21 protein-coding genes are annotated in these 24,721 nt (G+C 68.4%); 11 read left to right on the top strand and 10 right to left on the bottom strand.

What is annotated here, in order from left to right; translation table 11 throughout:
• Positions 1-14: 14 nt before the first annotated feature.
• The 4 genes from map to ACSMFO_RS18370 all read left to right on the top strand — a co-directional run bounded on the left by map (position 15) and on the right by ACSMFO_RS18370 (position 3,421).
• Positions 15-782 carry a type I methionyl aminopeptidase gene (gene map, locus ACSMFO_RS18385; protein WP_038508726.1) on the top strand — a complete coding sequence of 256 codons (768 nt, stop codon included), beginning with the start codon at positions 15-17 and terminating at the stop codon, positions 780-782.
• Positions 783-791: 9 nt separating this feature from the next.
• Positions 792-1,298 (top strand): GNAT family N-acetyltransferase, encoded by a 507-nt coding sequence (locus ACSMFO_RS18380; RefSeq protein ID WP_038508728.1) that lies wholly within the window; start codon positions 792-794, stop codon positions 1,296-1,298.
• 86 nt (positions 1,299-1,384) lie between these two features.
• Positions 1,385-2,248, top strand: a complete 864-nt coding sequence (locus ACSMFO_RS18375; RefSeq protein WP_038508730.1) for an SDR family oxidoreductase — start codon at positions 1,385-1,387, stop codon at positions 2,246-2,248.
• 117 nt (positions 2,249-2,365) lie between these two features.
• Positions 2,366-3,421, top strand: a complete 1,056-nt coding sequence (locus ACSMFO_RS18370) for an alpha/beta fold hydrolase (RefSeq protein WP_436459768.1) — start codon at positions 2,366-2,368, stop codon at positions 3,419-3,421.
• Here ACSMFO_RS18370 and ACSMFO_RS18365 read toward each other — a convergent pair.
• The 5 genes from ACSMFO_RS18365 to ACSMFO_RS18345 form a co-directional block, all read right to left on the bottom strand.
• Positions 3,385-4,392: an MASE1 domain-containing protein gene (locus tag ACSMFO_RS18365; protein WP_436459766.1), complete on the bottom strand. Its 1,008-nt coding sequence runs from the start codon at positions 4,390-4,392 to the stop codon at positions 3,385-3,387. The genes ACSMFO_RS18370 and ACSMFO_RS18365 overlap by 37 nt on opposite strands.
• A gap of 244 nt (positions 4,393-4,636) precedes the next feature.
• Positions 4,637-5,845, bottom strand: coding sequence for an acyl-CoA dehydrogenase family protein (locus ACSMFO_RS18360; protein WP_410651752.1), 1,209 nt, complete (start codon positions 5,843-5,845; stop codon positions 4,637-4,639).
• An 18-nt stretch (positions 5,846-5,863) separates the two neighbouring features.
• Positions 5,864-7,159, bottom strand: a complete 1,296-nt coding sequence (locus ACSMFO_RS18355; RefSeq protein ID WP_436459763.1) for an acyl-CoA dehydrogenase family protein — start codon at positions 7,157-7,159, stop codon at positions 5,864-5,866.
• A gap of 110 nt (positions 7,160-7,269) precedes the next feature.
• Positions 7,270-8,487: a low temperature requirement protein A gene (locus tag ACSMFO_RS18350; protein WP_436459762.1), complete on the bottom strand. Its 1,218-nt coding sequence runs from the start codon at positions 8,485-8,487 to the stop codon at positions 7,270-7,272.
• Positions 8,488-8,532: 45 nt separating this feature from the next.
• Entirely contained in the window at positions 8,533-9,720 is a 1,188-nt protein-coding gene (locus ACSMFO_RS18345) for a TetR/AcrR family transcriptional regulator (protein ID WP_436459761.1), read from the bottom strand.
• 145 nt (positions 9,721-9,865) lie between these two features.
• Here ACSMFO_RS18345 and ACSMFO_RS18340 point away from each other — a divergent pair, with 145 nt between their 5' ends.
• Positions 9,866-11,077: an acetyl-CoA C-acetyltransferase gene (locus ACSMFO_RS18340; RefSeq protein WP_038508740.1), complete on the top strand. Its 1,212-nt coding sequence runs from the start codon at positions 9,866-9,868 to the stop codon at positions 11,075-11,077.
• Positions 11,078-11,087: 10 nt separating this feature from the next.
• The gene (locus tag ACSMFO_RS18335) at positions 11,088-13,259 is read left to right on the top strand and encodes a 3-hydroxyacyl-CoA dehydrogenase NAD-binding domain-containing protein (protein ID WP_038508742.1); all 2,172 of its coding nucleotides are present in this window, start codon (positions 11,088-11,090) and stop codon (positions 13,257-13,259) included.
• A gap of 68 nt (positions 13,260-13,327) precedes the next feature.
• Here ACSMFO_RS18335 and ACSMFO_RS18330 read toward each other — a convergent pair whose 3' ends face one another.
• The 3 genes from ACSMFO_RS18330 to ACSMFO_RS18320 form a co-directional block, all read right to left on the bottom strand.
• Positions 13,328-15,427, bottom strand: coding sequence for an MMPL family transporter (locus ACSMFO_RS18330; RefSeq protein WP_436459759.1), 2,100 nt, complete (start codon positions 15,425-15,427; stop codon positions 13,328-13,330).
• 109 nt (positions 15,428-15,536) lie between these two features.
• The gene (locus ACSMFO_RS18325; protein ID WP_038508744.1) at positions 15,537-16,205 is read right to left on the bottom strand and encodes a response regulator; all 669 of its coding nucleotides are present in this window, start codon (positions 16,203-16,205) and stop codon (positions 15,537-15,539) included.
• On the bottom strand, positions 16,202-17,278 hold the full coding sequence (locus tag ACSMFO_RS18320; RefSeq protein WP_436459756.1) for a sensor histidine kinase: 1,077 nt from the start codon (positions 17,276-17,278) through the stop codon (positions 16,202-16,204). Before ACSMFO_RS18320 ends, ACSMFO_RS18325 begins: the two co-directional genes overlap by 4 nt.
• Before the next feature lie 84 nt (positions 17,279-17,362).
• On the opposite strand from ACSMFO_RS18320, the gene ACSMFO_RS18315 reads away from it, so the two are divergent.
• The 5 genes from ACSMFO_RS18315 to ACSMFO_RS18295 all read left to right on the top strand — a co-directional run bounded on the left by ACSMFO_RS18315 (position 17,363) and on the right by ACSMFO_RS18295 (position 21,596).
• Positions 17,363-17,920, top strand: a complete 558-nt coding sequence (locus ACSMFO_RS18315) for an ArsR/SmtB family transcription factor (RefSeq protein WP_436459754.1) — start codon at positions 17,363-17,365, stop codon at positions 17,918-17,920.
• A complete protein-coding gene (locus tag ACSMFO_RS18310; RefSeq protein WP_436459752.1) occupies positions 17,913-18,800 on the top strand; it encodes an SRPBCC family protein in 888 nt (295 codons plus the stop codon). Before ACSMFO_RS18315 ends, ACSMFO_RS18310 begins: the two co-directional genes overlap by 8 nt.
• 9 nt (positions 18,801-18,809) lie before the next feature.
• Positions 18,810-19,562 (top strand): SDR family NAD(P)-dependent oxidoreductase, encoded by a 753-nt coding sequence (locus ACSMFO_RS18305; protein WP_436459750.1) that lies wholly within the window; start codon positions 18,810-18,812, stop codon positions 19,560-19,562.
• A gap of 72 nt (positions 19,563-19,634) precedes the next feature.
• Positions 19,635-20,111, top strand: a complete 477-nt coding sequence (locus ACSMFO_RS18300; RefSeq protein WP_436459749.1) for a DUF3761 domain-containing protein — start codon at positions 19,635-19,637, stop codon at positions 20,109-20,111.
• 57 nt (positions 20,112-20,168) lie between these two features.
• Positions 20,169-21,596 carry an MFS transporter gene (locus ACSMFO_RS18295; protein ID WP_436459747.1) on the top strand — a complete coding sequence of 476 codons (1,428 nt, stop codon included), beginning with the start codon at positions 20,169-20,171 and terminating at the stop codon, positions 21,594-21,596.
• Positions 21,597-21,647: 51 nt separating this feature from the next.
• Here ACSMFO_RS18295 and ACSMFO_RS18290 read toward each other — a convergent pair whose 3' ends face one another.
• Positions 21,648-23,201 (bottom strand): acetolactate synthase large subunit, encoded by a 1,554-nt coding sequence (locus ACSMFO_RS18290; protein ID WP_436459745.1) that lies wholly within the window; start codon positions 23,199-23,201, stop codon positions 21,648-21,650.
• Between the two features lie 12 nt (positions 23,202-23,213).
• A complete protein-coding gene (locus ACSMFO_RS18285) occupies positions 23,214-24,596 on the bottom strand; it encodes an FAD-binding oxidoreductase (RefSeq protein ID WP_436459743.1) in 1,383 nt (460 codons plus the stop codon).
• Between the last annotated feature and the right edge of the window lie 125 nt (positions 24,597-24,721).

Here is a 24,721-nt window from a genome sequence, read left to right as displayed (position 1 = left end):
GTATAGTTATCGGCATGGTCGAGTTGAAATCCGCCGCCGAGCTGGACGCCATGCGTGAGTCCGGCCGTGTCGTGGCGCAGACGTTGCAAGCGGCGAAAGAGGCGTCGGCGATCGGCGTGAGCCTGAAGGAGCTGGACGAGATCGCCGCGCAGGTGATCAGGGACGCCGGCGCGAAACCGTCGTTCCTCCACTATCGCCCGCATTCCGCGCCGACCCCGTTCCCCGCCGTGATCTGCGCGAGCGTCAACGACGCCGTGGTCCACGGCATCCCGTCGGACTATCGTCTGCGTGACGGTGACCTGGTCAGCATCGACGCCGGCGCCTACATCGACGGCTGGCACGGCGACGCGGCGATCAGTTACGTCGTCGGCGAGGCCGATCCCGCCGACCTCGAACTCATCGCGACCACCGAGCGCGCGCTGGCCGCGGGGATCGCCGCCGCGCAGGCCGGCGGCAAGATGGGCGACATCTCCCACGCCGTCGGCACTGTCGGTCGCGAAGCGGGCTACGGCCTCCTCGCACATCACGGCGGCCACGGGATCGGGCGCAGCATGCACGAGGATCCGCATCTGCCGAACGAGGGCAGGCCGGGGCGCGGCATGCGTCTCCAGCCGGGGCTGGTGCTGGCGATCGAGCCGATGCTCATCGCCGACGGCCGCGACGCCTACCGGACCGACGACGACGGCTGGACGCTGCGCACCGTCCGCGGCGCCAGGGCCGCGCACGTCGAGCACACCGTCGCGATCACCACAGAAGGTCCGCGTGTCCTGACGATGTTGTAGAACGGAAGGATGAGCGACTTCATCATCCGCCAGGGTGGTTCTGGGGATTTCCAAACGTTGCTGGACATGTTCGACGAGGTCGTCGCGTGGCTCGCCTCGCGCGGCAGTGAAGGACAGTGGGGGACCGAGCCGTGGTCCACGATCCCGAAACGGGTCGAACGGGTCCGCGGGATGGCCGATGGGCCGGGGCTGTACCTCGCCGAGATCGACGGCGAGGTGGCCGGGGCGATCATCCTCGGTGACCGGTTCCCGCATGTCTCGCCGGTCGACGAGCCGGAGATCTACATCGGCCTGCTGCTGACCTCGCGCCGGTTCACCGGGCACCGGGTCGGCTCGCGGCTCATCGAGTTCGCGCTGGCCGAGGCGCGGGAACGCGGTATCGGGCTGGTGCGGGTCGACTGCTGGGCCGGCGGTGACGGCGACCTGCAGCGCTACTACGAGAGTCAGGGCTTCAAACCGACGGAACGCTTCGACGTCAAGGGCTGGATCGGGCAGGTTTTCGAGCAACGTCCGTAGGACTGGCGTCGTCGCGGCTTCCGGTGCACCATAGTTGACACATCGCCAACAGTGCCCCGGACAATGAAGTCGCAGAGGAGACCGGCATGGCCAAGCGTGAACGTTCCCTGGCGGGCAAGGTCGTCGTGATCACCGGAGCGGCGCAGGGCATCGGGGCCAGTACCGCGACGGCGCTGTCCCGGCTCGGCGCCAAGGTGGTCATCGGCGATCTGGACCAGGTCCTCGCCGAGAAGACCGCGGCCGAGCTGGGTGCAGAGGCGCTGCCGCTCGACGTCACCGACACGAAGGGCTTCACCGAGTTCCTCGACGAGGTCGAGCGGCGCGTCGGCCCGATCGACGTGCTGATCAACAACGCGGGCATCATGCCGCTCGCGCCGCTCGACGAGGAGGACGACGCGGCCACTCGCAGGCTGCTCGAAATCAACCTGCACGCGGTCATCCACGGCACCAGGGAAGCCGTGAAACGGATGCGCCCGCGTGGCACCGGCCACATCGTCAACATCGCCTCGATGGCGGGGAAGGCCGGATTCCCCGGCGCGGCGACCTACTGCGCGACGAAACACGCCGTCGTCGGTTTGTCGGAATCGGTGCATCTGGAATTGCACGGGACCGGCGTGCTGGTGTCCTGCGTGATGCCGGCGGTGGTGCGCACGGAACTGGCCAGCGGGCTCGGCGAGGCGAAGTTCTTCAAATCGGTGCAACCCGAAGATGTGGCGCAGGCCATTGTCGATGCGTTGCGCCGCCCCAAGTTCGACGTCTTCGTTCCCGCATCGTTGGACGCCATGGGCAGGATCACACGACTGCTTCCGCGTCGTCTCGGCGAAGGACTGCTCCGTGCGCTCGGCGGAGACAAGATTCTGTCCTCCGCAACGCATTCCTCCGCCCGCGCGGAGTACGAATCGCGGGCGGCGCGGAGTGCCCCGGCGGCGGAAAAGGGCGCTGATTCTTAACTCGGACGGCCTAGCGACCGTCCGAAATGGACGGCCTGTGACGGCGGCGGTGTTGAGTCGTGCGCCCCCAAGCGGCAAGATTACGTCTTACCGCGTTGATTCCCCAGGAGGCACACCATGGCCACACCCCCGGCACGGCTCGCCGCCGCCGCGTCGAACGTCGTCGGGAAGGTGCTGCACGGTGGTGTCGCGGATCTTCGCCCGGTGCCGCGCGTCCTGATCGACCAGGGGCCGAATCGTTCCCTGTACCGGCTGACCAACGGCAGGAGCGCCCAGTCCGGCCCGCCGGTGCTGCTGGTGCCGCCGCTGGCCGCGCCCGCGCTGTGCTTCGACCTGCGCCGCGGCTGCAGCCTCGCCGAGCACCTGGTCGAGGGCGGCCGCAACACCTACCTCGTCGACTACGGGAACGTCGCCTTCTCCGACCGGCGCCTCGGTATCGAGCACTGGATCGAGGAGGTGCTCCCGCGCGCGATCCGCAAGGTCAGCGAGGACTCCGGCGGCCAGGGCGTGCACGTCGTCGCCTGGTGCCTCGGCGGGATCTTCTCCCTGCTGACCACCGCCGACCAGCCCGATCTGCCGATCGAGTCGATCGCCACCATCGCGTCGCCGTTCGACTTCACCGCGATCCCGCTGATCGCCCCGTTCCGCCCGCTGGTGGATCTCACCGGCGGCCACCTGCTGACCCCGTTCTACCGGGCGCTCGGCGGCGCACCGTCCTATTTGGTCAGCCGCGTCTTCCGGGCGACCGGGATCAGCAAGGAGATCACCAAACCCCTTGCCATCCTGAAGAATCTCGACGACCGGGACTATCTGGCGCAGATCGAGGCCGTCGACCACTTCATGGACAACATGATCGCCTACCCCGGGCGGACGTTCGGCCAGATCTACCACCGGTTCTTCCGCGCCAACGACCTCGCCGAGGGAACGGTCGACCTCAACGGCCGCATCATCGCGCTGTCCGGGGTGAAGGTGCCGACGCTGGTCATCGCCGGGCAGAACGACACGATCGCCCCGCGCGCCGCCGTCGAACGGCTCACCGAGCTGCTGGACAACTCGCCGTCGGTGACCTTTGAGACCGCGCCCGGCGGGCACCTGGGCGTCCTCACCGGCCGGAAGGCCCGCGGGACGACGTGGCGCTACCTCGACCGTTTCCTCGACGCGCAGGCCGCCTGAGCCTCGTCGTCGGTGTGCTGGGTGATGGCGCTGCGCAAGGACTGGCGTGGCGCGATCATGTCCACCATTTCGGTGATCTGGCGCCAGGCGTCGGTGATCTCGGCGGTCGCGCGGTCGCGTTGCAGGACGATCGTGGACAACGTCAGCGCGGTGAGCCCGACGGTGGCGTCGTAGGCCTGGACGTGCAGCATCCTGGTCGCCAGCTCGTAAGAACCGTAGGGGCCGAGCCCCCGGATCGCGGCGAAGATCGTGACCGTGCAGACGCACAAGGAACACAGCAGCGCTCCGGCTTGCCGGAAGCGCAGCGCCGCCCAGATGAGCACGGGGAAGACCACGAACAGCTTCGGCGTCGTCGTGGACGCGAGGACGGCCGTGCCGAGACCGAAGAGCGCGAGCGCCGCCGCCTCACCCCAGCGGATGAGTGGAACCCGCTTGGGCATGCGGAACCTCGGCGCGAGAAGCAGGAGCGGCGTGATCGTCAGGACACCCATCGCGTCGCCGGTCCACCACACGAGCGCGGTCGCCCAGAAATCGCCGGGGCTCAGCGCGCCACCGAAGACCAGCACGCCGGTGCCCATGACGGCGCTGACGGCCGTGCCCCCGATCGCCCCGACCACCACCAGGAGGACGGCGTCGGGAAGCCGGTCGAGTTCGGTGCGGAAACCCAGCCGCCGCATCACCGCGTACGCCAGCATCGGGCCGATCGTGTTCCCCGCCGAGATGATCAGGACCGTGCCCAGCGAAGGTCCGAGGGCGATGTTCGTCAGGAGCGCGCCGAGGAAGATCCCCGGCCAGAACCGCGGGCCCAGCAGCATCGGCGTGGCCAGCGCGACCCCCGCGGCGGGCCACAGCGGCGAGATCTGCTCCCGCACGATCGCCCACTGGATCCCGATCCGGGCGGTGGCGAAGTAGCAGACCGTGACACCGAGGACGATGAGACACCAGCGTGCCGCAGGGGAAAGCGGTCTCATCGCGACTCCGGCCTTCGCGGGCAAAGGAAAGTTCGAGAGTACCTCTGCCAGGTCACCACGAAGGTGTTGTCGAAATGGTGGAAATAAACGGGCTCGTGGGTGGCAAGGACGGTTGCCGCCAAGGGCGTCATGGCTCCCTGCTGGCTTCCGGCCACGGCCGACGTTGCGAAAGCCACTTTCGCAACCTTCAACGTTGCGAAAGTGGCTTTCGCAACCCACGGTTGCCACCCACGAGCCTCGCGCCTTACTTGAGCTCCGCGCTCGTCTTGCCCAGGATCCGGCGCGCCACGATCAGCTGCTGGATCTGTTGCGTGCCTTCGAAGATGTCCAGGATCTTCGCGTCCCGGCTCCACTTCTCCAGCAGCGATTCCTCGGTGTAGCCCAAGGTTCCGGCCAGCTCGACGCATTTCAGCGTGATCTCGACGACCGACCGGCCTGCCTTCGCCTTGGCCATCGAGGCCTGCAGCGAGTTCGGCTTGCGGTTGTCGGCCATCCACGCCGACTCCATGGTCAGCAGGTACGCCGCTTCGTAGTCCGCCTCCAGTTGCAGGAACGTGGCGGCCGCCGCGTGCTGGCTGTGGACGGGCTTGTCGTAGTCGATGGTCACGCGTGCGTCGGTGAGGATCTTCCGGGTCTCCTCCAGCGCCGCGCGGGCGACACCGATGGCCATCGCGGCGACCAGCGGGCGGGTGTTGTCGAAGGTCTGCATGACCCCCGCGAAACCCTTGGCGGTGTCGATCTCCGGCGTACCGAGGAGGTTCTCCTTCGGCACACGGACGTTCTCGAAGCGCAGCACGGCGGTGTCGGAGGCGCGGATGCCGAGTTTGTGCTCGACGCGCACCACCTCGAAACCGGGCGTGCCCTTCTCGACGACGAACGACTTGATCGCCGCGCGGCCCTTCGTCTTGTCCAGGGTGGCCCAGACGACGACGGCGTCGGCGCGCTCGCCCGCGGTCACGAAGATCTTCTCGCCGTTGATCACGTATTCGTCGCCGTCGAGGCGCGCGGTCGCGGTGATCGCGGCGGAGTCCGAGCCGCAGTCCGGTTCGGTGATCGCCATCGCGGCCCACAGCCCGGAGAACTTCTTGAGCTGCTCGTCGGTGGCGACCGAGCCGATGGCGGCGTTGCCGAGCCCCTGCCGCGGCATGGACAGCAGCAGACCGACGTCGCCCCAGCACATCTCGATCGTGCCGAGCACGATGTTGAGGTTGGAACCGTTGCGGTTGCCCGGTTTCTCGTTCTTCTCGGACCGGCGGACCCCCGCCGCGCCCGCGCCGCCCTCGCCGGAGGAGTTCAGCCCGTCCAGCAGCGCGGCGAACATGTCGAGTTCGGCCGGGTAGGTGTGCTCGGCGCGGTCGTACTTGCGCGAGATCGGCCGGAACACTTCGGCCGCGGCCTGGTACGCCTGGTTGATCAGGGTGCCGGCCTTCTTCGGAACCTCAAGGTTGATCATGATTGCCTTTCGAAAGTCCTAGAGAAGGACGGCGCCTTCCATGACGCCGATCGCACGGAGGTCGCGGTACCAGCGCTCGACCGGGTGCTCCTTGACGAATCCGTGCCCGCCGAGCAGCTGCACCCCGGCGCTGCCGATCTGCATTCCCTTGTCGGCGGCCAGTTTCCGGGCCAGCGCGACCTCGCGGGCGTACGGCTTGCCCTGTTCGGCGCGGGCGGCGGCGCGGAGCGCGACCAGCCGCAGTCCTTCCAGTTCGATGGCGATGTCGGCCACCGAGAACGCGACGGCCTGGCGGTGGCTCACCGGTTCGCCGAACGCCTTGCGCTCGTTGACATACGGCACCACGTAGTCGAGGACGGCCTTCGCGGTCCCGGCGGCCAGCGCGGCCCAGCCGAGGCGCGAGAGCCGGACGACCTCGGTGAAGACCTCGGCCTTGCCGCCGCCGAGCAGTGCTCCGGCGGGCAGGGTGACCTTCTCCAGGTGCAGTTTCCCGGTCGCCGCGCCGCGCAGGCCCATCGCCGGTTCGGACTCGATGGTGACACCGGAGTTCGAAGACTCGACGAGGAACAGCGCCGGGCCACGGCCTTCGAGGTCTGCCGACACGATGAACAGCTCGGCGTCCGCGGCCCGCGGGACCAGCGACTTCACGCCGTCGAGCTGGTAGCCCTTCGGCGTGCGGCGGGCCTTCGTGGCGGGCTTGAACGGGTCGAACAGCGCGGTGCGCTCCTGCAGCGCGAGCGCCGCGGCCGGGACGTTCTCGCCGACGAACGCGGGCAGGTAGTCCGCCTGCTGCTGCTCGTCGCCGTAGGACACCAGCGCGGTGCTGACCGCGGACGGCGCGAGCACCGCGACCGCGAGCCCCAGGTCGCCGTGCGCGAGGGCCTCGGCGACCAGTGCGTTCGTGACCACCGACCGCTCGGTGCCGACGCCGCCCAGCTCCTCGGGGATGCCGACGAGCGTGATGCCGAGTTCGGCGGCGCGGCTCAGCAGACCTTCGGGGGCCTGGAGCTTCGCGTCGGCGTCGGCCGCGGCGGGCCGCAGCTGCTCGGCCGCGAACTCCGTCACGGTCTCGACGATGAGCTGCTGATCCTCACTCGGGGTGAGGTCGAACAGTCCCGTGTCCTCGGCCGGCGCGAGCCGCGCGGGCTTGCCGAGTTTCTGGGCGGATTTGAAGGTCCGTCCCGCCGCGCCCGCGACCCGGAAGCCGTTGCGCGTCCCGGCACTGACCAGGTTCTGCACGGGCTTCCGAAGTCCGGCCCGTTCAATGACCTTGCTCCCGGCCAGCCGGGTGAGCGCGGACAGGCCAAGGCCCATCGCGTCTCGTTTCCTAGGCGCACCCACGGTGAGTCTCCCTGCCTCGCTTACCTACTCGTGAGTAGGTTAACTCCCCTCGGGCGGATGCGCTACCACGGGGGAGGCGAACGTCACGCCGATGAGTGATTCCGGGGGTGGAGGAGTCCCGGATTACTCACGAGCTTGCGCCTCTCGAACAACACCAGCGCGACCGCGGCCACCGCCACGACACCGACCAGCACGATCGCCGGCACCAGTTCCAGCACCGGCGTCGCCGCCAGCAGGATCACCGCGAGCACCAGCCGTTGCCCGTTCCACGAGCCCAAGTTCCGCTTCCGCAGCCCGCTCAACGCGATCAGATAGAGCGCGAGCCCGCCGGTCAGCGCCCAGATCGGCGTCCCGTGCAGACCGTCGGAAAGGCTGTGGTGCTCGGTGTCGGACACGTACAGCAGCGACTTCTTCAGTCCCAGCGCCACGAGCACGATCCCGGCGATGAGCGGGAGGTGCAGGAACGTGTACGTGTCCGTCCCGATCCGCACCCGCTCGACGCCGTCGGCGCGTTTCAGGTTGTGTTCGGAAACGTGCGCGACGACGGCGAAGTACATCCACCACATCGCCGAAGCGAGCATGAGCCCGAAGACGGCGGCCAGCGTGATCGGCCAGGACATCGGGTACGAGCTGATCCCGATGCCGATCGCCACGATCGACTCGCCGAGCGCGATGATCACGATCAGCCCGAATCGCTCGGCGAAATGGCCGGGCTGGTGCAGCCGCCAGTCCGAGGAGCGGGTCCGGAAGACGTTGACGTAGTCGGCGAGCAGCGCGACCGCCCAGATGCCGAGCTGCGCCCAGCCCGAGAAGAACGCCGCGATGGCCAGCAGCGTGACGCTCGGCAGCAGCCCGACGAACATCTTCAGGACGACCTTGCGCAGCTCAGGATCGGTCCGGGCGGCGCCGAAGTACGCGGTGAGATGCAACAGCCGCACGAGGAAGTAGCAGCCGACGAACATCAGCGGCGCGTACAGGCCGCCGGGCAGGTCGGTGAACGCCTCCGGGATGGTCAGCGAGACCAGGAACATCGTCCCCATCGCGGCGAACATCGCGAGCTGGGCGATGCCGCGGTCGACGTGCAGCGTGTTGGCCAGCCAGGCGTAGGCGCACCAGCACCACCAGAGCACGGCGATCATCGCCACGCCCTGCCCGATGCCGAGCGGGCTGAGGTGATCGGCCATCAGCTGCGTGGTCTGGGTGATGGCGTAGACGAAGACCAGGTCGAAGAAGAGCTCCAGCGTGGTGACCTTGTGGTCTTCGTCCCGGGTCACCAGATGCAGGCCGCGTTTCGTGGGCACGCCGCATATCGTGCACCGCCGGCCTTTGCGGGACACGTGAGTTTGCTAAGAGCTGACTTTCAGGACGGCGTGCGTCAGCGCGGTCAGCTCGGCCTCGATGTCCGGGCGGCCGTTGACCCGCCGGGTGCGCGCGAGGTCGTTCGCGATGGTCAGCGCCGCGTGCACGGTGATCTTCACTTCGCGCAGGCTCAGCTCCGGGTGGACTTCCGACGTCAGCGCGATCCAGCGCGCGACGTAGTCACGCTGGACCCGGATCAGGTCCGCCTTGTCGCGTTCCGGCAGCTCCATGGGGCTGCCGGAGAAGGACACCAGCAGCTCGGGCGTGCGCAGCAGGGTGTGCACATAGGACGCCGCCAGCCTGCGGAGCGCGTCGCGTTCGTCGTCGGTCCGCAGTGCGCGTTCCGCGGCGAGAGCCAGCCGGTCGGCCGCTCGATGCCCGATCGCCACCATCAGCGCGGCCTTGCTGGGGAAGTGCCGGTACACGCTGGGACCGGCGATCCCGGCCGCCGCGCCGATCTCCTCCATGCTCACCGAGCGGAAGCCGCGTTGCCCGAACAGCTCGGTCGCGGCGGCGAGGATCTGCTCGCGGCGGGACGGCTCGCCGAGCGCCATCGACGGCGTCTCCTCCGGCGTCTCCTCGGGTTCGGGGAGTGTGACATGCAGCACCGACTCCGCCAGCTGCACGAGGATCTGCGCGAAGCGTTTCTTCGCCACGGACGTGTGATGCACGGAGACGCTGCCGAACACGCTCAGCCCCGCCCAGCACAGCAGCTCGGCGTCGTCGGCGGTCAGTTCCGGACGCAACGCGCGCAGCGCCTTGGACCACGCTTCGAGCACCGCGCCGGACCGGCGGCGGATCTCGCGCCGTTCCTCCCGGGGCAGATGCCTGCCCTCCCAGCGCCACAGCGCGGCGACCTCGCGCCGCTCCACCGCCTGAGCCGCGAGAGTGCCCAACAGGGCGTTGACCTGGGCGGGAACGGGGAGACCGTCGTCGAGCGTCTCGGTGGTGGCCGCCTCCATGTCGTCGATGCCGGACAGCACGACGTAGGACAGCACCGCCTGCTTGTCCGCGAAATGCCGGTACAGCGCGGGCCCGGTGATCCCGGCCGCGGCGGCGATGTCGTTGATGCCGACGCCGTGGAACCCGCGGGCGCGAAAGAGCTCCGCGGCGAGGCCTGCCAGCTGGGCCTTGCGGTCGCGCGGTCGGGGTGAACGCTCGGTCGGGTGATCCATAGGTGAACCCACGATAGCGCCGGTTGCGTGCATCGCAACCCATTGACACCATGGGGTTATCGCGGTTTATGTTAATCGGCATTAGCATGGCTACTGGCCGGTACTTTTGATCCTGATACAGCGCCGTACGCGGAGGAGTTTTTCTGTGAGTAGCGAGGCCTACATCTACGAGGCGATCCGTACGCCTCGCGGCAAGAACAAGGGCGGTGCCCTCCACGGCACCAAGCCGGTCGATCTCGTGGTCGGCCTCATCGAAGAACTGAAGGTCCGGCACCCGAACCTCGACCCCGCCGTGATCGACGACATCGTCCTCGGCGTCGTGTCCCCGGTCGGCGAGCAGGGCGCCGTGATCGCGCGCACCGCCGCCTTGAACGCGGGTCTTCCCGAGTCGGTAGCCGGTGTACAGCTGAACCGCTTCTGCGCCTCCGGCCTCGAAGCCACCAACACCGCCGCGCAGAAGGTGCGCTCCGGCTGGGACCAGCTGATCATCGCCGGTGGCGTCGAGTCGATGTCGCGCGTGCCGATGGGTTCCGACGGCGGCGCGCTGTTCATGGACCCTGCCACCGCCTACGACAACTACATCGTCCCGCAGGGCACCGGCGCCGACCTGATCGCGACCATCGAGGGCTTCTCCCGCGAGGACGTCGACGCGTGGGCCGTGCGCTCGCAGGAGAAGGCCGAAGCGGCCTGGTCCGGCGGCTACTTCGCGAAGTCCGTCGTCCCGGTGAAGGACATCAACGGCGTCACGATCCTCGACCACGACGAGCACCGTCGCCCCGGTAGCACCGTCGAGGGCCTCGGCAAGCTCAAGCCCGCCTTCGCCGGTATCGGCGAGCTGGGCGGCTTCGACGCCGTCGCCCTGCAGAAGTACCACTCGGTCGAGAAGATCGACCACGTCCACACCGGCGGCAACTCGTCCGGCATCGTCGACGGCGCCGCCGTCGTCCTGGTCGGCAACGAGCAGATCGGCAAGGACTTCGGCCTGACCCCGCGCGCCCGCATCGTGGCCACCGCGACCGTCGGCTCCGAGCCCACGATCATGCTCACCGGCCCGACCCCGGCCACCGAGAAGGTCCTCAAGATCGCCGGCCTCACCCCGGACGACATCGACCTGTGGGAGCTGAACGAGGCCTTCGCCTCGGTCGTCCTCAAGTGGATCAAGGACCTGCACCTCGACGAGGAGAAGGTCAACGTCAACGGCGGCGCCATCGCGATGGGGCACCCGCTGGGCGCCACCGGCGCGATGCTGGTCGGCACCGTCGTCGACGAGCTGGAGCGTCGTCAGGCGCGCCGCGCCCTGGTCACCCTGTGCATCGGCGGCGGCATGGGCGTCGCGACCATCATCGAGCGGGTCTGAGGAAGAGACAATGACTGAAGCGAAGACCATCCGCTGGGAGCAGGACGCCGACGGCATCGTCGTGCTCACCCTGGACGACCCGAAGCAGTCCGCCAACACGATGAACGCCGACTTCCGCGAGTCGCTCGGCGTCGTCGTGGACCGCCTGGAGGCGGAGAAGGACAACATCACCGGTGTCGTCCTCACCTCGGCCAAGAAGACCTTCTTCGCCGGTGGCGACCTCAACGACCTGATCCAGGCCAAGCCGGAGCACGCCGCCGAGATCACCCAGAGCAGCTCCCTGATGAAGGGCCAGATGCGACGGCTCGAGCAGCTGGGCAAGCCGGTCGTGGCCGCCATCAACGGCGCCGCGCTCGGTGGCGGCCTCGAACTCGCGCTCGCGACGCATCACCGCATCGCGGCCGACGTCAAGGGCAGCCAGATCGGCCTCCCCGAGGTCACCCTCGGCCTGCTCCCCGGCGGCGGTGGCGTGGTCCGCACCGTGCGCCTGCTGGGCATCCAGAGCGCGCTGCTGAACGTGCTGCTGCAGGGCCAGCGGCACCGCCCGGCCAAGGCCAAGGAACTCGGCCTCGTGCACGAGCTCGTCGGCACTGTCGAGGAACTGGTTCCCGCCGCGAAGGCGTGGATCAAGGCCAACCCCGAGGGCGGCGTGCAGCCGTGGGACGTCAAGGGCTACAAGATCCCGGGCGGCACCCCGTCGAACCCGAGCTTCGCGGCGAACCTGCCCGCGTTCCCGGCGAACCTGCGCAAGCAGATCAAGGGCGCCAACATGCCGGCCCCGCGGGCGATCCTGGCCGCGGCCATCGAGGGCTCGCAGGTCGACTTCGACACCGCGATCACCGTCGAGACGCGCTACTTCATCAGCCTCGCCACCGGCCAGGTCTCGAAGAACATGACGAAGGCGTTCTTCTTCGACCTGCAGAGCATCAACTCCGGCGGCTCCCGTCCGGACGGCTTCGAGAAGTACACCGCCAAGAAGGTCGGCGTCGTCGGCGCGGGCATGATGGGCGCCGCGATCGCGTACGTCTCGGCCAAGGCCGGCATCGACGTCGTGCTCAAGGACGTCACCCTCGAAGGCGCCGAAAAGGGCAAGGGCTACGCGGTCAAGCTGGAGGAGAAGGCGCTCTCCCGCGGTAAGACCACGCAGGAGAAGTCCGACGCGCTGCTCGCCAAGATCAAGCCGACCGACAAGGCGGAGGACTTCGCCGGCGTCGACTTCGTGATCGAGGCCGTCTTCGAGAGCGTCGAGCTGAAGCACAAGGTGTTCCAGGAGATCGAGGGCATCGTCAACCCCGACGCCGTGCTCGGTTCCAACACCTCCACGCTGCCGATCACCGCGCTCGCCGAGGGTGTCCAGCGGACCGAGGACTTCATCGGGATCCACTTCTTCTCGCCGGTGGACAAGATGCCGCTGGTCGAGATCATCTGCGGTGAGAAGACCTCGCCCGCCACGCTGGCGAAGGTCTTCGACTACACGCTGCAGATCAAGAAGACCCCGATCGTCGTCAACGACAGCCGCGGCTTCTTCACCTCGCGCGTCATCGGCACGTTCCTCAACGAGGCCGTGGCCGCGCTGGGCGAGGGTGTCGAGCCGGCGTCGATCGAGCAGGCCGGTTCGCAGGCCGGGTACCCGGCCCCGCCGCTGCAGCTGATGGACGAGCTGACTCTGACGCTGCCGCGCAAGATCCGCAAGGAGACCCGCGAAGCGATCGAGGCCGCCGGCGGCACCTGGAACGCGCACGCGTCCGAGGGCGTCATCGACCGGATGGTGGAGGAGTTCGACCGCAAGGGCCGTTCCACCGGCTCGGGCTTCTACGACTACGACGAGTCGGGCAAGCGGACCGGTCTCTGGCCGGGCCTGCGCGACGCGTTCAAGTCGGGCAGCGCCGAGGTTCCCTTCGAGGACCTCAAGGAGCGGATGCTGTTCGCCGAGGCGCTCGAGACCGTGAAGTGCTTCGACGAAGGCGTGCTCACCACCGTCGCCGACGCCAACATCGGCTCTATCTTCGGTATCGGCTTCCCGGCGTGGACCGGTGGTGTCATCCAGTACATCAACCAGTACGAGGGTGGCCTGCAGGGCTTCGTCGACCGCGCGCGTGAGCTCGCGGAGCGCTACGGCGACCACTTCACCCCGCCCGCTTCGCTGGTCGAGAAGGCCGCGAAGGGCGAGATCTACGAATAAGCGCGTGCTATGAAAGGCCCCTTCATTGCGAAATTTGCAATGAAGGGGCCTTTCATGTCATCCGGGGACTAGCGCGACGACGGTTCCAGCGCCACGTGCGGCAATCGGCGGTCCAGCCACCGCGGCAGCCACCAGGCGCGTTCCCCGAGCAGCCGCATCACCGCGGGCACCACGAGACAGCGGATCACGAACGCGTCCACCAGCACCGCCACCGCCAGCCCGAGACCGAACTGCGCCAGCATCCGGTCGGGATTGAGCAGGAACGCGCCGAACACCACGATCATGATCGCCGCCGCGGCCGTGATCACCCCACCGGTGGAGGCGAGCCCTTCGCGGACGGCATGCCGCGCGTCGCCGGTACGCCGCCACTCCTCGTGCATCCGGGACACCAGGAACACCTCGTAGTCCATGGAAAGCCCGAACACGATCGCGAAGATCAGCACCGGCACGAACGCCTCGACCGGTCCCGCCTGTGCCCCGAACAGGCCGTCGCCGAACACCGCCGTCATCACGCCGAGCGCGGCGCCGATGCTCAGCAGGTTCAGCACGGCCGCCTTGAGCGGGATCAGGATCGAGCGGAAGACGACCATCAGCAGCAACGCCGACAAGCCGACGACCACCAGCACGAACAGCGGCAACCGGTCTCCGACGGCGTCCGCGAAGTCCACCGCGGCAGCGACACTTCCGCCGACCAGGTACTTACCCGGCAGACCCGGCAGAACCTCGGTCCGCAGCCGCTCGACCAGATCGGCGGTCGCGGCGTCCTGCGGCGAGGACGTGGGGAACGCGAGAACCGTCGTGACACCCTGGCCCATCGGCGGCGTCACTTCGGCGATCCCTGGCGTGGCTTCGAGTTTCCGTCGCAGCGCGACGCCGTCGCCGTTCTCGGTGACCACGATCAACGGCTCGCTGAACCCGGGGCCGAAACCCTCCGCCATCAGGTCGTAGGCCTGCCGGGTGGTCGACGTCTCCGGGTCGGTGCCCGCGTCGGCGAATCCGAGGCGCATTCCCAGCGCGGGCAAGGAAAGCCCGACGAGGACGAGCAGCCCGATCGCGAGCGGCACCATCGGCCGTCGTTGCACCGCGTCCCCGAGCTTGCCCCACGCCTTGCCGTGTTCGCGTTTCGCGGCGTGCTTGCGGATGCCCTTTTCCAGGCGGCGCCCGAAAAGCGAGAGCAGCGCGGGCAGCAGGGTGATCGAGGCGAGCATCGTCACGAGCACCGTGAGCGCGACCGCGAGAGCTACCCCGCGCAGCGAACCGAGGCCGAGCGCGAGCAGGCCGAGCAACGCGATGATCACCGTGCCACCGGCGAACAGCACCGACCGGCCCGCGGTGTCCAGCGCCCGCCGCGCCGCCCGTTCGCGGTCGAGACCGCCGACGATTTCGCCGCGATAGCGAGAAAAGATGAGCAGCGCGTAGTCCACGCCGACGCCGAAGCCGACCAGCATCATCAGCGGCGCCGTGTAGCTCGCGATGTCGACGAACCTGCTGACGAGCACGATCACGCCGAGTGTGCTGCCGACGGCGAAGATCGCCGTGATCACCGGGAGCCCGGCGGCGAGGATCGAGCGGAACAGGAAGACGAGGATCACCAGCGCGGCGAGCAAGCCGACACCCTCCGACGGGCCACCGCCCCCGCTGGTCCGCTTGATGGGCTCGCCACCGAGTTCGACCTGGAGCGCGGCGGTCTCCGCCTTCTTCGCGGTGTCGACGACGCGCACGATGTCGTCGTACGGCAGATCTTTCGACTCCAGGTCGAAAGCGACCGCCGCGTAGCCGATCGTGCCCTCACGTGAGAGGGCCGAAGGGGTGTCGAACGGACTCGTCACCGACTTCACGTGCGGCTGGTTCCGGACTTCGGCGAGCATCGTGTCGATCGGCCCGCGTGCGGTCGCGAGTCCGCCCTCGGTCTTGAAGACGATTTCGGCCGTCGCGCCGGTCTGGGCGGGGGCCTGCGCTTTGAACAGGTCCGAGATCTGCTGGGATTCGGTACCCGGCAGGGAATGGTCGTCGTGGTAGGCACTGCCCGCCAGCTGCGAGCCCAGCGTGACACCGACGAGGGTGAGCAGCCAGAGCGAAACGGCGAGCCAGCGGTGGCGCTGAGACCAGCCCGCCAGCTTCGAGAGACCGCCCCCAGGCCGCCTCTCGGAAAGAGTGATGGTGTCCATGGCGGAAAGCATCGGCTTTTCCCGGCCGCATATCGTCGGGCCCGGGCGGGCACTCGGGCCGCAACTTCTGGGTACCCCTAAGGCGCTTCCCGTACTACCGGGGTTGTGGTCACGGGGTCAACCAGCGGGGGGTGACCATGCCCGATTCGTAGGCCAGCACGACGAGCTGCGCGCGATCACGGACGTCCACTTTGGTCATGATCCGGCTGACGTGCGTCTTCGCCGTCGCCGGGCTGAGCACCAGTTCCTTCGCGATCTCGTCGTTGGACAATCCGGCCGCGACCAGGCTCATCACCTCGCGTTCCCGCTCGGTGAGCCGGTTCAGGGTGGGCGAGGGGGCGGGCCGGTCCACCCGGCCGGCGAATTCGGAGATCAGGCGGCGGGTGATCGACGGCGCGAGCAACGCGTCGCCCCTGGCGACCACGCGGACACCGTGGATCAGCTCCTCCGGTTCGGTGTCCTTGACCAGGAACCCGCTGGCACCCGCGCGCAAGGCGCCGTAGACGTCCTCGTCGAGGTCGAAGGTGGTGAGGATGACGACCTTGGTCCCGGCCCGCGCCGGATCTCCCAGCAGATGCCGGGTCGCGGTGAGCCCGTCCATCACCGGCATCCGGATGTCCATCAGGACGACGTCGGGTTCGTGTTCGCGCGCGGCTTCGAGGGATTCACGCCCGTCGGCCGCTTCGGCGACCACGCTGATGTCGTCTTCACCGTCCAAAATGGATTTGAATCCGGCGCGGACCAGCCGCTGATCGTCGACCAGCAGGACCCGGATCATTTCTTCGCTCGCAGCGGAAGCCGGGCGCGCACGCGGAAGCCGCCGTCCTCGCGCGCGGCCGCGGTGAGTTCGCCACCGAGTGCCTCGGCCCGTTCGGTCATACCGCGGATCCCGTTGCCGGGCTCCGCCGTGCCTCCCCGGCCGTCGTCGTCGATCTGCACGGACACATCATGGGGCGTGTAGCCGATCCGCACCACGACGGTGTTCGCGGCGGCGTGGCGCGCGACGTTGGTCAGCGCCTCCTGGACGACGCGGAACGCGGCGTGCTCGACGTCGGGTGGCAGTTCCGTCGCCGTGCCGTCGATCTCGGTCCGGACGGTCAGCCCGTGCGCGCCCGCCGACTCGGCCAGTTCGGCGACCCTGGCCAGGCTCGGTGTGTCCGCCTGGCGCAACATGCCCAGGGTGGCGCGGAGTTCTCGTAACGCCTCCTTACTGGTCTTTTTGATCGTGGTCAGTGCCTCCTCGGCTTTCGCCGGATCCTTGCCGTGCAGGGCCGCACCGGCCTGAACGTTGATGAGCGCCAGGTTGTGGCCGAGGACGTCGTGCAGTTCGCGCGCGATCCGGAGGCGCTCGTCGGTGGCCCTTCGCTGGGCCTCGGCCTCCTTGGTGCGCTCGGCCTCTCGGCGGTAGTACGTCACGGCGCCGACCGCGACCAGCGCGATGAACCAGCCCGCCATCAGCAGGAAGGCGAAGTTGTCCACCTGCCGTGAGGCGCCGGCCCCCAGCTCGCCGATCGCGACGCCGCCCATCGAGGCCGCCGCGACGACCGCCGCGCTCCGGATCCGTCCGGTCGAGGCGTTGTTGTACAGCGCGAAGGCGAACGCGAGCAGGACGAACCCGTCCGGATCGGTCTGCGGGTAGTAGATCGCGCAGCACACCGCGGTGAAGATGGTGACAGGGAGCGGGAACCGGCGGCGCAGGAACAACGCCGCGCAGGCGAGCGCCACGCAGACCCAGCCGACGGCCGCGTTGCGCGGTGTCTCCGCGCCGTCCCCGAGTGAGGCCGCGACGGAGCCCGCGATCACCGCCACGGTGACCGCGATTTCCGCCGCGTACCGCCGCAGGATCGCCACACGACGAGAGTAGCGCGATCCGGGCCGATTGACAAAATGGATTTTTACGTTCAAACTGATTTTCGTGATCAAGGGTGTGACGCCGTGAAGGATGTGGAGTACCTCGATCGGCTGGAGCAGGCGGAGGCGCTGCTGAAACCGCAGCGGGTGGACGTCCTGCGGCAGCTGGCGGAGCCGCGGTCGTGCACCGAGGTGGCGGCGGTGCTGGATCAGACTCCCCAGCGGGTCTATTACCACGTGAAGCGACTGGTGGAAGCCGGTCTCGTGAAGCAGGTGTCGGAGCGGAAGGTACGCGCCGTCAGTGAGGGTGTGTACCAGGCGACCGCCCGTTCGTACTGGCTGTCACCCGGACTGGTCGGACGGCTCGGCCCGCGGGTGGCGCGGGACGAGCTGAGCCTGGGCTACCTGGTGGATCTCATGGAGGAGGTCCAGGCGGACGTCGCCGCGCTCGACCGGGCCGCGCCGGAGCTGCCGTCGATCGGTGTTTCCGGCGAGATCCGGGTGGAGCCCGAGCGGCGCCAGGAGTTCCTCGACGAATTGAAGACGACTTTGCAGGACCTGTTCACCCGCTACGGCGGAGCGGAAGGCGACGCCTTCAAGCTCGCCGTGGCCTGTTACCCGAAGGGAGAAGCCCGTGGCTGAGCCGACGACGTTCCAAGTGCGCCTGCGCGCGCCGATCGACGAGGTCTGGCACGCGCTGACCGATCCCGGGGCGCTGCGCGAGTGGCTTTCCGAGTACGCGGAAGTCGACCTGCCGTCCCGGTACGAGTTCTGGGGCCGCTACACGCCGGACGGCGATCGTCCGCGCCAGCGACTGTTACTGGCCGAGGACGACGTCCTGCGGTTCGCGTGGACCGTCGACGGCAAGGAGACCGTCGTCGAGATCGCGCTGACGGAAGACGGGGACGGCACGTCCTTGTCGTTCAGCCAGAGCGGTCTGCCGGACTACACCGCGATGCTCGCCGACCCGGATTCGTCACTCGGCATGATGTACACGTTCTGGGCGCTTTCCCTCTCGAACCTCGTCGACCACGTCGAAGGACGGCCGCTCACCGCCCGCTGCGACCTCACTTCCCCGCTGATGAGCGAAGAGGTGCGGATCGACGCGCCGCGCGGTGAGGTCTACTCCTCGATCGCCGATCCCGCCGTGTTCACGCGCTGGTTCGGCGCCCGGATCGAGGCGGAGACCGAGGTCGGCGGCCGCTGGGCGATGGGGTCACTGGAGAACGACCCGGATCCGGCGAAGATCGTCGACCTGGTACCCGACACCAAGATGTCGCTCGCGTACCAGGACGGCGTCGTCGCCACGTGGGAGCTCGAAGATTCCGGCGGCGGCACCAAGCTGACGTTCGTCCAAAGTGGATTCTCCGACGAGAAGCCGCCCTACGGCTCGTGGATGGGCTGGCTCAGCGGTTTGGCGGAATTGCGCCGGTTCCACGAGATCGACCCGTGGCTCCCGCTGTGGGCCGACGTCCGGCTGGAAGGAATGCCCGAAGGTCTCATCACACTGGATGGAAAGTAGGAGGAAGCGATGTTGCTCGAAGGCAGGAACGCGATCGTCTACGGGGCGGCGGGCGGAATCGGGAGCGCGGTGGCGCGCGGCTTCGCGAGAGAAGGCGCGACCGTCCATCTCACCGGCCGCACGCTGAAGAAGCTCGACGCGTTGGCCGACGAAATCCGGGAGGCCGGCGGGAAAGCCGAAACAGCGGAGTTCGACGCACTCGATGAAGCCGCCATCGACGAGCATGCCGCGTCGGTGGTTTCCACGGCGGGCAGTGTCGACATCTCGATGAACGTGATCACGCACAATGACGTCCAAGGCACTCCGCTCGTCGAGATGTCGTTGGAGGATTTGGAAAGCCCGGTCCGGACGGCGGTACGGACGAACTTCCTGACCGCACGGGCGGCCGCTCGGCACATGATCGAGCAGAGGTCCGGGGTGATCCTGATGTTCGGTGGCGACGGTGACCCGCTGCCGGGATATCACCTCGGTGGGCTCCAGGTCGCGTTCAGCGCGATGGAAGCGTTGCGGCGAGGACTGGCCTGCGAGCTCGGACCGCAGGGCATCCGTGTCGTGACCCTGCGCACCGGCGGGATCCCGGAGACGATCCCGGCGGAGGCCGGGCTCGAAGACGCCATCCGTGACATGGTCGACGCGACGATGCTCAAGCGGACGGCTTCACTCGAAGACGTCGCCCGGGTGGCCGCCTTCGCCGCGTCGGATCACGCGCGCAGCATGACGGCGACGGCGCTGAATATCAGTTGCGGCACGATGGTCGACTGACCCACAGCCGCCGTTAACACCGGCGAACGATCTCCCGACTACGCGGCACTACAAGGTGCTGGGGAGGTTGTTATGCCGAAGAGCGCAACGAAGCTGGGCATGGCACTGGCGATCGGACTTCTGGTCGCCGGAGCCTGCGGAGTGGAGACCGTGCCCACGGGGCGGGTCACGCCGGCGAGCAGTCAGATGTCGACGCCGACGAGTACCGCGTGGACGCCGCCGACGACCACGAGCACGGCGACGCCTACGCCGACACCTCAGCAGTTCGTTCCACCGGCCACGACCGCGGTCGAGGTGCCGAAGCAGGTCGAGCCGAAGCCGACGAAGGCGCGTCCGAAGACCACGCAGGTGACGCCGAAGGCACCGAATCCGGCGGAATGCGGAAGCGACTACTACCGCAACACCGACGGCGTGTGTGTCCATCGGCCGGCGAGCGACCCCGGCGCGGCCGACGGTGCGACCGCCCTCTGCAAGGACGGTTCGTACAGCTACAGCCAGAATCGCCGCGGCACCTGCTCCGGGCACGGTGGGGTCCGCACCTGGCTGTGATCCCGTCCGTCATTCATTCACTGGGAAGGGTGGTGCTGTGTAAGGTCGGATCATGGGATGCGCATGGTGAAACCGGTCGGACGGGCACCTTCGCCCCGGATCTTCGTGGTCGTGCTCGCCACTTGCGGGCTGGTGGCCTCGTTCATGCAGACGCTGGTCGTCCCGCTCATCCCGGCATTTCCCCGGCTGCTCGGCACGACCCCGTCGGACGCGTCGTGGGTGGTGACGGCGACCCTGATCGCCGGAGCCGTGGTGATGCCGGTGAGCGGCAGGCTCGGCGACCTCTACGGCAAACGCCGGTTGCTGCTGATCAGCCTGGGGTTCCTGGTCGCCGGTTCGGTGGTGTCGGCGCTGACGAGTTCGCTCACGCTGATGGTCGTCGGCCGGGGGCTCCAAGGCTGCGCGATGGGCGCGATCCCGCTGGGCATCAGCATCATGCGCGACGAGCTCGCACCGGAACGGGTCGGTGCCGCGATCTCGGTGATGAGTTCGACGCTCGGTGTCGGCGGTGCCATCGGGCTCCCGGTGTCGGCGCTGGTCGCGCAGAACGCCGACTGGCACGTCCTCTTCTGGGCGTCGGCGGGGCTTGGGCTCATTTGCGGCCTGCTGATCCTCTTCGTGGTGCCGGAATCGCCGGTGAAGACACCGGCGCCGTTCGACTACCTCGGTGCCCTGGGGCTGACGGTCGGCCTGGTCTGCCTGTTGTTGCCGATCGTCAAGGGCAGCGAATGGGGCTGGGGAAGTGGCCGCACGCTGGCCTTCGGCGGGAGCGCGCTGGTGATCCTGCTGGTCTGGGGTGCCTACCAGCTGCGACGCCGGGATCCGCTCGTGGATCTGCGAGTCTCCGCGCGGCGTCCGGTGTTGTTCACCAACCTCGCGTCGATCATGATCGGTTTCGCCCTGTACTCGATGGCGTTGTCGTTCCCGCAGCTGCTGCAGGCGCCCGCGTCGACCGGCTACGGCCTCGGCCTGACGATGGTGCAGGCCGGTCTCTGCCTCGCGCCGAACGGCCTGGTCATGTTCATGCTGTCGCCGGTTTCGGCCCGGCTCATCGAGCGCTACGGGCCGCGTACGACGCTGATGGTCGGTGCCTCCACCATCGCGACCGGTTATGTCTTCGCGACCGTGTTGATGGACAACGCCGTCGAGCTGATCACGGCGTCGATCATCATCGGCGGTGGAGTGGGCATCGCCTACGCGGCCATGCCGGCGCTGATCATGGGCTCGGTGCCGGTCACCGAAACCGCGTCCGCGAACGGGCTGAACTCGCTGATGCGCTCCGTCGGCACGTCGACGTCCAGCGCTGTGATGGCGTCCATGCTCGCGTCGCTGGCGATCACCGTCGGCGGGGTCTCCGTCCCGTCCGCGGCGGGCTTCCGGCTGAGCTTCGTGGTCGCCGCCGGTGCGGCGCTCCTGGGGCTTGTCTTGACCGCTTTCGTCCCGAAGCAACGTCAGCCCGAGCCGCTGGTCGCTTCGGTCCACTAGCGCGCCTTGCGTTGCGATGAAAGGACTTCATCGCAACGCAAGGGCGCCCGCTCAGAACAGTGTCGGGACGATCGCGTCGATCAGGTGCGGGCCCGGCTCGGCGAGCGCGCGCTGGAACTGCTCGGCCAGCTCCTCCGCGGTCGTCGCCCTGGTCGCCGGGACACCCATGCCTTCGGCGATCTTGACGAAGTCCATGTCCGGCCGGGAAAGGTCGAGCAGTTCGTTCGCCTTGGGGCCGTTGGCGTCCGCGCCGACGCGCTGCAGCTCCAGCCGCAGGATCGCGTACGCGCGGTTGTTCAGCAGGACGGTGGTGACGTTGAGGTTCTCCCTTGCTTGCGTCCACAGCGCCGAAATCGTGTACAGCGCGCTGCCGTCGGACTGCAGGTTGATCACCGGCCGGTCCGGCGCGGCGATGGCGGCCCCGGTCGCGACGGGCATGCCGTAGCCGATCGCGCCGCCGGTCAGGGTCAGCACGTCGTGCCGGGGCGCACCCGCGGTCGCGGCGGGCAGCAACAGCCCGGACGTGTTCGCTTCGTCGGCGATGATCGCGCGTTCCGGCAGCAGTGCGCCGATCACCTCGACCCAGTTCTGCGGGGTCAGCGGCCCGGACGGCAACGCGGGCCGGGCGGCCTCCTGCAGTACCGGCTCGGTCTCGGCCGCGACCAGTTCCGCCACGTCGGCCAGAGCTCGCGGCACGTCCTGCGCGACTTCGGCCAGCACGTGGACCTGCGCGCCTTCGGGCACCAGGTTGCTCGCCTTGCCTGGATAGGCGAAGAACGAGACAGGAGCCTTCGTGCCGGCGACGATCACGTGCTTGATCCCGTCGAGCTGGTACGCGACCTGCTCGGCGAGGTAGCCCAGCCGCTCGATCGTCGGCAGGCCCTCGCCGCGTTCGAGCCGGGCGGGGAAGGTCTCGACGAACGTCTTGACGCCGGTCGCGGCCGCGATCCGGCTGGTCGCGCGCAGTCCGGCCTCGCGGCAGCCGCTGCCGCCGACGAGCAGGGCGACCGGTTCACCACTGGTCAGCACTTCGGCGATGTTCTTCACCGTCGTCGCGTCGACGACCTGCGGGATCCGAGGCGGGATGGGCGCGCAGGCTTCGCCGCCCTCGCCCCAGGACGCGTCGGCGGGGAGGATCAGCGTCGCCACCTGCCCGGGGGCGTCCTGCGACGCCGCGACCGCCGCCGCGGCGTCGGCACCGACGTCCTTCGTGTGCTCCGAACGGCGGACCCAGCCGTCGAGCGAACCGGCGACGGCTTCGATGTCCGACTCGAGCGGGGCGTCGTACTGCTTGTGGTAGGTCGCGTGATCGCCGATCACGTTGACGATCGGGGTGTGGGCGCGGCGCGCGTTGTGCAGGTTCGCCAGCCCGTTCCCGAGTCCGGGGCCGAGGTGCAGCAGTGTCGCGGCCGGCTTGTCGGCGATGCGCGCGTACCCGTCCGCGGCGCCGGTGACGACGCCTTCGAACAGGCCGAGCACGCCGCGCATCTCGGGCACGGAGTCGAGCGCGGCCACGAAGTGCATCTCCGAGGTGCCCGGATTCGAGAAGCACACGTCGACCCCCGCGTCGACGAGGGTGCGGATCAGGGACTGGGCGCCGTTCATCTCACTCACTTTTCAAGCCCTCTCAGCGAAAAGAACGCCGGGGTTGAGGATCCCGGCCGGGTCGAAGCTTTCCTTGATCCGGCGCATCAGCGCGATCTTCGCCGGGTCCTCCAGGTCGAGGAAATAGCCGGCCTTGGCCCTCCCGAGGCCGTGTTCGCCGGAGATCGCGCCGCCGAGTTCCATGCCCAGCGCGAAGATGTCGGTCAGCAGCTGCTTCCGCTTGTCCGTGTCCTTGCAGAAGATGGCGAGGTGGACGTTGCCGTCGCCGGCGTGTCCGCAGCCGAGCGCGCCCGCCTCGCGCGACATCGCCATTTCCCTCGCCTTGCGCAGGAATTCGGGCATGGCGGACCTCGGGACCACCACGTCGATGACGTCGTCGGCACCTGCCGCCTTGGCCGTCCAGAACGCCTTTTCGCGTGCCTCGATGAGTTTGCGTGCCGAAGGGCCTTCGAGCACGTACACGTCCATCGCGCCGAGGTCTCCCAGCAGCCCGCCGAGCTCCTCGACGTCCGAGTGCAGCCGGTCGCTGTCGCGGTTTTCCAGCGCCACCACCAGATAGGCCTGCGCGGTGTCCCGGATGGAGTCCGGCACGCCGAGGCTGAGTTTCTCGTTGTAGCTGATCGCGGCGAGCGTCAGATTGTCGATGTACTCGAGGATGTGCGGCGCGAGCCCGCTGGAGATGATCTTCGGGACGACGGTCATCACCTCGTCGAAGGTCTCGAACGGGGCGAACACCGTGGCACCGTGCGGCAGGCGCGGGTACAGCTTCACGATGACCTCGGTGGCGATCGCGAGGGTGCCTTCGGAGCCGATGATCAGCTGGGTCAGGTCGTAGCCCGTCGACACCTTCGAGGTCTTGCCGCCGGTCCGGATGATCTCGCCGGTCGGCAGCACGGCCTGCAGGCCCACGACGTTGTGGCGGGTGACGCCGTATTTGACCGCGCGCATGCCGCCCGCGTTCGTGCCGACGTTGCCACCGACACTCGCGCTCAGTTCCCCGGGATAGACGGTGTAGCCGAGCCCGGCCTCCGTGGTCTTTTCGTCCAAATCGGACAGTGTGACGCCGGGCTGGACGACGGCGACGTGGTTTTCGGTGTCGATCTCCAGCACCGCGTTCATGCGTTCGAAGGAGATCACCAGGCCGTCCTCGCGAGGCCGCGCACCACCCGACAGGCCGGTGCCCGACCCGCGCGCGGTGACCGGTACGCCGTGTTCGCTGGCCGCCTTCAGCAGCTCCGCGACCTCTTCGGCGCTTCCCGGTTTCGCCAGGTGGGCGGGCCTCTGCGCCGAGGTGGTCAAAGCCTCGTCGTGTGCGTAGTCCTCGGGGATCGCCTCGCCTGACAGCAAGTTCGCGCCCCCGACGATCTCGGCGAACCGTGCCGCAACATCGCCCATCGACTGCCCTTCCTCACGCTTCTTTGCCTGGTTACCGAAGCGTAGTACGTCGTGGGCGAGGATGGCCATGAATCATTTTCATGTTTGCTTCCGCCGGTCACAACCTCACGACAACCTCACTCGGA

It is taken from the genome of Amycolatopsis sp. w19 (assembly GCF_051373225.1).
GTDB lineage: Bacteria > Actinomycetota > Actinomycetes > Mycobacteriales > Pseudonocardiaceae > Amycolatopsis > Amycolatopsis japonica.
This window is presented reverse-complemented; position numbering and strand designations above follow the sequence as displayed.